The sequence below is a fragment of the Scytonema sp. PCC 10023 genome (assembly GCF_963920835.1).
Taxonomy (GTDB): Bacteria; Cyanobacteriota; Cyanobacteriia; order Cyanobacteriales; family Nostocaceae; genus Kalymmatonema.
In genome coordinates this window covers 1-525 of sequence record NZ_CAWUDP010000358.1, presented here as the reverse complement: position 1 = coordinate 525, position 525 = coordinate 1, and the positions used below count along the sequence as shown (strand labels likewise).

General features: G+C 52.4%; 1 protein-coding gene. It reads left to right on the top strand.

The genetic code is table 11. The features are described 5' to 3' along the window. Nucleotides 1-525: hypothetical protein (locus tag ACM0OZ_RS49205; protein ID WP_414590215.1), on the top strand; the 525-nt coding region annotated here is incomplete at both ends.

Here is a 525-nt window from a genome sequence, read left to right as displayed (position 1 = left end):
TGAGCTCATTGGCACAGGCATTTAACCAGCGCTCGGAGCTACAGCAAATAGAAGAGTTAAGCCAAAGCACCGCCCAACTGCAAGAGCAGGTTTCAGCAGTGCCGCAAATACCAGCACTGTTTGACTCCAACGGGCTAGAGCAACAAATTCAGCAGTTGTGCCAAAGCACCGCCCAACTGCAAGAGCAGGTTTCAGCACTGCTCCCAATACCAGCACCGTTTGACCCCACCGGGCTAGAGCAACAAATTCAGCAGTTGCAAGCTTCTATGAGCTCATTGGCACAGGCATTTAACCAGCGCTCGGAGCTACAGCAAATAGAAGAGTTAAGCCAAAGCACCGCCCAACTGCAAGAGCAGGTTTCAGCAGTGCCGCAAATACCAGCACTGTTTGACTCCAACGGGCTAGAGCAACAAATTCAGCAGTTGTGCCAAAGCACCGCCCAACTGCAAGAGCAGGTTTCAGCACTGCTCCCAATACCAGCACCGTTTGACCCCACCGGGCTAGAGCAACAAATTCAGCAGTTGC